The sequence below is a fragment of the Streptococcus mitis genome (genome assembly GCF_002096925.1).
Lineage (GTDB): Bacteria > Bacillota > Bacilli > Lactobacillales > Streptococcaceae > Streptococcus > Streptococcus mitis_AF.
Window position 1 is genome coordinate 1 of record NZ_NCVN01000058.1, and the last position, 6728, is coordinate 6728.

A 6728-nucleotide genomic window follows, 5' to 3' on the forward strand; every position below is an offset into this window, starting at 1 on the left:
TCATAGATCTGAACTTTATCATCATAAGTTAATTTCATAATAAAAGCACCCCAAAAGTTAGATTTTTTCTGTCTAACTTTTGGGGTGCAGTTCATACGTTTAGAAGGCGTATTTTTTTGGATTGGATTTTCTGAGGTATTTGTCCCTTGTTCAGCAAAGGAAGAAATAAAAGGAAAATGATCAAGAAAGGACGCGTAATATGTCCAGAAAACAGGACGAAGGTAATAAAGATGCTGACAAAAATATGACTGAATAGTAAAGTTACTAATGATTTCATAGGGTACCTCCTAATCCTCATCTTGCTCTTTTTTAGTTTTTGCAATGCGACGGGAGATGAGGAACTGTATGCTCGCTCCGAAGAAGATAGAACCGAGAATGCTTGATACACCATTTCTTATAGTGAGAAGAGAATGAAAATAGTCCTGACCTTCACCTATGAGTATACTGAGAAGAGGAGTTATAAAAAACATCCATAGACCAAAGAACAAACCTGCTTTAAGACCTGGGTAGCGAAGTTGCTTACTTTCTTTCTCACTCAGCATATCTGGATCAATAGCTGTAATCCCTGTTTTTTTCATTTGGTAGGTGACATAGCCAGCAGTGATGAGGGAAATCACTAAAATCAGAGGAGGATAGATTAGAGCCACTTCTTGAGGGTATTTATAGGCCAGAAGGAGTGGAATAAGATTTCCGAAAATCATCAGATAAAAGAGGACGATAAAGACTTGGTTCCCAATACGATCGATCTCACGCCGTTTGTATTCGTCAAGGGGACCAGAAATGCCGTATGTGCGTTTGATGAGTTTTTCAGTAAAGGATTCTTTTTTCATGAGTTGGCTCCTTTTTTAAAAATTATCCTCCCAAAAGAGACTGTTTAGGTCAGTTTGGAGGCTGCGGGCGAGATTGAGACAGAGTTCCAGAGTTGGATTGTACTTGTCGTTCTCAATCATATTGATGGTTTGTCTCGAGACACCGATATCCTTGGCGAGTTCGAGCTGGGAAATGCCCAGTTCCTTGCGAAATTCTTTCACACGATTCATCTGGACTCCTTTCTGATTTGTGTCGTATATATTTGACTATATTATATTCTTCTATGGAGTAGATGTCAAGCATATTTGACATATTTCTTAAAGAAATCTTACTTGTTTTTGGCCTATTTGTCTGACTAGTGCAAGCTAGTCAGATTTGTGGTAAAATAGATAAGATATGACAAAAGAATTTCATCATGTAACGGTCTTACTCCACGAAACGATTGATATGCTCGACGTAAAGCCTGACGGTATCTACGTTGATGCGACTTTGGGTGGAGCGGGCCATAGCGAATATTTATTAAGTAAATTAAGTGAAAAAGGCCATCTCTATGCCTTTGATCAGGACCAGAATGCCATTGACAATGCGCAAAAACGTTTGGCACCTTACATTGAAAAGGGAATGGTGACCTTTATCAAGGATAACTTCCGTCATTTACAGACACGTTTGCACGAAGCTGGTGTTCAGGAAATTGATGGAATTTGTTATGACTTGGGAGTGTCTAGTCCTCAGCTAGACCAGCGAGAGCGTGGTTTTTCTTATAAAAAGGATGCGCCACTGGACATGCGCATGAATCAGGATGCTAGTCTGACAGCCTATGAAGTGGTGAATCACTACGACTATCATGACTTGGTTCGTATTTTCTTTAAGTATGGCGAGGATAAATTCTCTAAACAGATTGCGCGTAAGATTGAACAAGCTCGGGAAGTCAAGCCAATCGAGACAACGACTGAGCTGGCAGAGATTATCAAGTCGGCTAAGCCTGCTAAGGAGCTCAAGAAGAAGGGGCATCCTGCCAAGCAGATTTTCCAGGCTATTCGAATTGAAGTCAATGATGAACTGGGAGCGGCAGATGAGTCCATCCAGCAGGCTATGGAGATGTTGGCTCTGGATGGTAGAATTTCAGTGATTACCTTTCATTCCTTAGAAGACCGCTTGACCAAGCAATTGTTCAAGGAGGCTTCAACAGTGGAAGTTCCCAAAGGTCTGCCTTTCATCCCAGATGATCTTAAGCCCAAGATGGAATTGGTGTCCCGTAAGCCAATCTTGCCAAGTGCAGAAGAATTAGAAGCTAATAACCGCTCGCACTCAGCTAAGTTGCGCGTGGCCAGAAAAATTCACAAGTAAGAGGAAAAAATGGTAGATAAGAAAGAAACAACCAGTCAATTCTTGCAGAATCGTATAAAAAAATTCTCACGTGTGGAGAAGGCTTTTTATCTTTCCATCGCTTTTACGGCTCTCGTTTTAGCAGTGAGCATTATCTTTATGCAGACACGACTCTTGCAAGTGCAAAGTGATTTGACAAAAATAAATGCGCAGATAGAGGAGAAGAAGACAGAGCTCGATGATGCTAAGCAGGAAGTGAATGAATTGATTCGTTCAGAGCGCTTGAAAGAAATTGCAGATAAAAAAGATTTGAAATTGAATAATGAAAATATCCGAACAGCGGAGTAAGATATGAAATGGACAGAAAAAATAACCCGATTTGCGATAAAAAATCGTAAATCTCCAGCAAAAAATCGTAGGATAGTTGGCAAGTACCTCAGCTTTGTAGCTGTTGCTCTTTTCGCCCTCTTTTTGGCCAATTTTGCTTATATTATCGCAAAAGGTAATATATTTGGTACTGACTTGGTAAAAGAGGCTAGAAAGGTTCACCAAACAACTCGAACAGTACCTGCCAAACGTGGGACGATCTATGACCGAAATGGAGTGCCTATCGCTGAAGATGCAACCTCTTATAACGTCTATGCCGTTATTGATAAAAAATACAAGTCAGCAACGGGTAAAATTCTTTATGTAGAGGATTCGCAGTTTAATAAGGTAGCTGAAGTCTTCCATAAGTATTTGGATATGGATGAAGCTTATGTGAAAGAGCAATTAGCTCAACCAAATCTAACTCAAGTTTCCTTTGGTGCAAAAGGAAATGGGATTACCTATGCCAATATGATGGCGATTAAAAAAGATTTGAAAGATGCTAGTGTGGAAGGGATTGACTTTACAACTAGCCCTAACAGAAGTTACCCAAATGGCCAATTTGCTTCTAGTTTTATTGGTTTAGCCCAACTCCATGAAAATGAGGACGGCAGTAAGAGTTTATTAGGAACCTCTGGTCTAGAGAGTTCGTTAAATACCATTCTTGCTGGGACAGACGGTATTATTACCTATGAAAAAGACCGTGTAGGAAATATCGTACCCGGTACAGAACAGGTAGCGCAGCAGACTGTAGATGGCAAGGATGTTTATACAACATTGTCTAGCCCGCTCCAATCTTTCATGGAAACTCAGATGGATGCCTTTCTAGAAAAAGTAAAAGGTAAGTATATGACCGCGACCTTGGTCAGTGCCAAGACTGGTGAAATCCTCGCTACCACCCAACGACCTACCTTTAATGCAGATACTAAGGATGGTATCACCAAAGACTTTGTTTGGCGTGATATTCTTTATCAAAGTAACTACGAACCAGGATCAACCATGAAGGTCATGACGCTAGCAGCTTCTATTGATAACAATACCTTCCCAGGTGGAGAATACTTCAATAGTAGTGAATTAAAAATAGCGGATGCGACAATTCGAGATTGGGATGTTAATGATGGTTTGACGACTGGTGGGATGATGACTTTCTTACAAGGTTTCGCTCACTCCAGTAATGTTGGAATGAGTCTACTTGAACAAAAAATGGGAGATGCTACTTGGTTGGATTATCTAAACCGCTTTAAGTTTGGGGTGCCGACCCGTTTTGGTCTGACTGATGAGTATTCAGGTCAATTGCCTGCAGATAATATTGTTAATATTGCCATGAGTGCATTTGGTCAGGGGATTTCTGTAACGCAGACCCAGATGCTACGTGCTTTTACAGCCATTGCCAATGATGGGGTTATGTTGGAGCCTAAATTTATTACGGCCTTGTATGATCCAAATGATCAAACCGTTCGTAGATCTCAAAAAGAAATTGTAGGGAATCCAGTTTCGAAAGATGCGGCTAGCCAAACTCGGACTCACATGGTCTTGGTAGGAACGGATCCTAGATATGGAACTATGTATAATCATAGTACAGGAAAAGCAACTGTCAATGTTCCAGGACAAAATGTAGCCCTCAAGTCTGGTACGGCTCAAATCGCTGACGAGAAAAATGGAGGCTACTTAGTTGGTTCGACCAATTACATTTTCTCGGTTGTGGCTATGAACCCTGCTGAAAATCCTGATTTTATCTTGTATGTAACGGTTCAACAACCTGAACATTATTCAGGTATCCAGTTGGGAGAATTTGCCAACCCAATCTTGGAGCGGGCTTCAGCTATGAAAGAATCTCTCAATCTTCAATCTCCAGCCAAGAATTTAGATAAAGTTACGACAGAGTCTTCTTATGCAATGCCTAGCATCAAGGATATTTCACCTGGTGAGTTGGCGGAAGCCTTACGCCGAAATATTGTGCAACCAATCGTTGTAGGTACTGGAACAAAGATTAAAGAATCATCTGTAGAAGAAGGAACCAATCTTGCACCAAACCAACAAGTTCTCCTTTTATCGGATAAGGTAGAAGAAATTCCAGACATGTATGGCTGGAAAAAAGAGACTGCTGAGATCTTTGCTAAATGGTTGGATATTGAGCTGGAATTTGAAGGGTCAGGTTCTGTTGTTCAGAAGCAAGATGTTCGGACTAATACAGCTATCAAAAACATTAAAAAAATTAAATTAACTTTAGGAGACTAATATGTTTATTTCCATCAGTGCTGGAATTGTGACATTTTTACTAACTTTAGTAGGAATTCCGGCCTTTATCCAATTTTATAGAAAGGCGCAAATTACAGGCCAGCAGATGCATGAGGATGTCAAACAGCACCAGGCAAAAGCTGGGACTCCTACAATGGGAGGTTTGGTTTTCTTAATTGCTTCTGTTTTAGTTGCTTTCTTTTTCGCCCTATTTAGTAATCAACTCAGCAATAATGTTGGTATGATTTTATTTATCTTGGTTCTTTATGGTTTAATCGGATTTTTGGACGACTTTCTCAAGGTCTTCCGAAAAATCAATGAGGGGCTAAATCCCAAGCAGAAATTGGCTCTTCAGCTTCTAGGTGGTGTCATTTTCTACCTTTTCTATGAGCGCGGTGGCGATATGCTTTCTGTCTTTGGTTACCAAGTGCATCTAGGGATTTTCTATATTATCTTCGCTCTTTTCTGGCTAGTCGGTTTTTCAAATGCAGTCAACTTGACAGATGGTATTGACGGTCTAGCTAGTATTTCAGTTGTGATTAGCTTGTCAGCTTATGGAGTTATTGCCTATGTGCAAGGTCAGATGGATATCCTTCTAGTGATTCTTGCCATGATTGGTGGTTTGCTTGGTTTCTTTGTCTTTAACCATAAGCCTGCTAAGGTCTTTATGGGAGATGTGGGAAGTTTGGCACTCGGTGGAATGCTGGCAGCTATCTCTATGGCCCTTCACCAAGAATGGACTCTCTTGATTATCGGAATTGTTTATGTCTTTGAAACAACTTCGGTCATGATGCAAGTCGGCTATTTCAAAATGACTGGTGGCAAACGTATTTTCCGTATGACGCCTGTGCATCACCATTTTGAACTTGGAGGATTGTCTGGTAAAGGAAATCCTTGGAGCGAGTGGAAGGTTGACTTCTTATTTTGGGGAGTGGGGCTTCTAGCAAGTCTCTTAACGTTAGCAATTTTATATTTGATGTAAGAATGGCACCCTGATGTTTCAGGGTGTTTTTGCTTTTTAAAAAATATTGGTCAATTAAAGTCAAAACCCTTGACCTTTTCTGACTAATGTAGTATATTATGAACGTAAGGTAAATGAAAGCCTTACTAGAACGCTTATTTAAAGTGAAATAGAAAGAGGTGGGTCTATGTTTAATCTAGAAATCTTCAGAAGTAAAGATAGTCTACTCCTGCTTGAAAAAGAAAAACCAGAAATAGTACGTAGAGTAGCGATTTAGCTAGTCTAAATTTTTTAAAACAAAGGTCAAAGATAGTCAATATCAGTAATCATAACTAAGTAAACAAAAAGAGGTAAAGAATATGAACAACAACTTTAATAACTTTAACAACATGGATGATTTATTTAACCAATTGATGGGTGGTATGCGAGGATACAGTTCTGAAAACCGTCGCTACTTGATTAATGGACGTGAAGTCACACCTGAGGAATTTGCTCATTATCGTGCAACGGGTCAATTTTCAGGAAATGCAGAAACTGATGGACAAATGCAACAACAGGCTTCAGGTATGAAACAAGATGGTGTCCTTGCTAAACTCGGTCGTAACTTGACAGCAGAAGCGCGTGAAGGCAAGTTGGATCCTGTTATCGGACGAAACAAGGAAATTCAAGAAACATCTGAAATCCTCTCACGTCGTACCAAAAACAATCCTGTTTTGGTTGGAGACGCAGGTGTTGGTAAGACAGCAGTTGTCGAAGGTTTAGCACAAGCTATTGTGAATGGTGATGTTCCAGCTGCTATTAAGAATAAGGAAATTATTTCCATTGATATCTCAGGCCTTGAGGCTGGGACTCAATACCGTGGTAGTTTTGAAGAAAACGTTCAAAACTTAGTCAATGAGGTCAAAGAAGCAGGGAATATTATCCTCTTCTTTGATGAAATTCACCAAATCCTTGGTGCTGGTAGCACTGGTGGAGACAGTGGTTCTAAGGGGCTCGCGGATATTCTCAAGCCAGCCCTCTCCCGTGG

Annotated in this window: 7 protein-coding genes and 1 pseudogene; 5 read left to right on the forward strand and 3 right to left on the reverse strand. The window is 40.3% G+C overall.

Translation table 11 applies throughout. The annotated features are described in order from the left end of the window. Positions 1-97: 97 nt before the first annotated feature. The 3 genes and pseudogenes from B7692_RS11305 to B7692_RS07540 form a co-directional block, all read right to left on the reverse strand. A pseudogene (locus B7692_RS11305) lies at positions 98-277 on the reverse strand (hypothetical protein); the annotation flags it as partial. A gap of 10 nt (positions 278-287) precedes the next feature. Then, the gene (locus B7692_RS07535; protein ID WP_084930358.1) at positions 288-830 is read right to left on the reverse strand and encodes a DUF3278 domain-containing protein; all 543 of its coding nucleotides are present in this window, start codon (positions 828-830) and stop codon (positions 288-290) included. A 15-nt stretch (positions 831-845) separates the two neighbouring features. Then, complete coding sequence (locus B7692_RS07540) at positions 846-1040, reverse strand: helix-turn-helix transcriptional regulator (RefSeq protein WP_001082471.1); 195 nt, start codon at positions 1038-1040, stop codon at positions 846-848. A 166-nt stretch (positions 1041-1206) separates the two neighbouring features. Here B7692_RS07540 and rsmH point away from each other — a divergent pair, with 166 nt between their 5' ends. The 5 genes from rsmH to B7692_RS07565 all read left to right on the forward strand — a co-directional run. Further along, positions 1207-2157 carry a 16S rRNA (cytosine(1402)-N(4))-methyltransferase RsmH gene (rsmH, locus tag B7692_RS07545; RefSeq protein ID WP_000159419.1) on the forward strand — a complete coding sequence of 317 codons (951 nt, stop codon included), beginning with the start codon at positions 1207-1209 and terminating at the stop codon, positions 2155-2157. A gap of 9 nt (positions 2158-2166) precedes the next feature. Beyond that, the gene (ftsL, locus tag B7692_RS07550) at positions 2167-2484 is read left to right on the forward strand and encodes a cell division protein FtsL (RefSeq protein ID WP_000227824.1); all 318 of its coding nucleotides are present in this window, start codon (positions 2167-2169) and stop codon (positions 2482-2484) included. 3 nt (positions 2485-2487) lie between these two features. Beyond that, positions 2488-4740: a penicillin-binding protein PBP2X gene (pbp2x, locus tag B7692_RS07555; RefSeq protein ID WP_084930359.1), complete on the forward strand. Its 2253-nt coding sequence runs from the start codon at positions 2488-2490 to the stop codon at positions 4738-4740. A gap of 1 nt (position 4741) precedes the next feature. Next, positions 4742-5722 (forward strand): phospho-N-acetylmuramoyl-pentapeptide-transferase, encoded by a 981-nt coding sequence (mraY, locus tag B7692_RS07560; protein ID WP_084930360.1) that lies wholly within the window; start codon positions 4742-4744, stop codon positions 5720-5722. A 338-nt stretch (positions 5723-6060) separates the two neighbouring features. After that, a partial coding sequence (locus B7692_RS07565; protein WP_142360052.1) for an AAA family ATPase occupies positions 6061-6728 on the forward strand: 668 nt, incomplete at its 3' end.

Coding starts and splice junctions, on each gene's coding strand:
- B7692_RS07535 (WP_084930358.1), bottom strand. CDS start 830: ATGAAAAAAGAATCCTTTACTGAAAAACTCATCAAACGCACATACGGC.
- B7692_RS07540 (WP_001082471.1), bottom strand. CDS start 1,040: ATGAATCGTGTGAAAGAATTTCGCAAGGAACTGGGCATTTCCCAGCTC.
- rsmH (WP_000159419.1), top strand. CDS start 1,207: ATGACAAAAGAATTTCATCATGTAACGGTCTTACTCCACGAAACGATT.
- ftsL (WP_000227824.1), top strand. CDS start 2,167: ATGGTAGATAAGAAAGAAACAACCAGTCAATTCTTGCAGAATCGTATA.
- pbp2x (WP_084930359.1), top strand. CDS start 2,488: ATGAAATGGACAGAAAAAATAACCCGATTTGCGATAAAAAATCGTAAA.
- mraY (WP_084930360.1), top strand. CDS start 4,742: ATGTTTATTTCCATCAGTGCTGGAATTGTGACATTTTTACTAACTTTA.